The organism is Mesorhizobium sp. WSM4829, from assembly GCF_055811475.1.
This window is the reverse complement of the sequence record NZ_JBVVQJ010000141.1, coordinates 1-608: the sequence shown is the minus strand read 5'-3', so window position 1 is coordinate 608 and position 608 is coordinate 1. Positions and strand designations below refer to the sequence as shown.

Below are 608 nucleotides of genomic sequence, written 5' to 3'. Positions count from 1 at the left end.
GGCCACATCGTCTGCGGCCATTGCCGCAATTGCCGGGCGGGCAGGGGGCATCTGTGCCGCAACACCCTCGGCGTCGGCGTCAACCGGCCCGGCGCCTTCGGTGAATATCTGGCAATCCCGCAGCACAACGTCGTGCCGATCCCCGACGACGTGCCCGACGAGATCGCCGCAATCTTCGATCCGCTGGGCAATGCGGTTCACACCGCACTGTCCTTTGATCTGGTCGGCGAGGACGTGCTGGTCACCGGCGCCGGGCCGATCGGCATCATGGCTGCGCTGGTGGCGCAGTGCGTCGGCGCGCGAAAGGTGGTCATCACCGACATCAACCCGGTGCGGCTGGCGCTGGCGAAAAAACTCGGCGTCCAGCATGTGGTCGACGCGTCGAAGGAAAAGCTGCGCGATATCATGTCGGCGCTCGGCATGACCGAAGGTTTTGACGTCGGCCTCGAAATGTCGGGTGCGGCACCCGCCTTCCGCGACATGATCGACACCATGAACAATGGCGGCAAGATCGCCATTTTGGGCATAGCGCCGACCGGCTTCGAGATCGACTGGAACAAGGTCATCTTCAAGATGCTGCATCTCAAGGGCATCTATGGCCGCGAAAT

Annotated in this window: 1 protein-coding gene; it reads left to right on the top strand. The window is 63.2% G+C overall.

Features of this window, described 5'->3' with window-relative positions:
* The coding region (locus AC0L17_RS34575; RefSeq protein ID WP_473519004.1) for a zinc-binding dehydrogenase at nt 1-608 on the top strand (608 nt) is incomplete at both ends.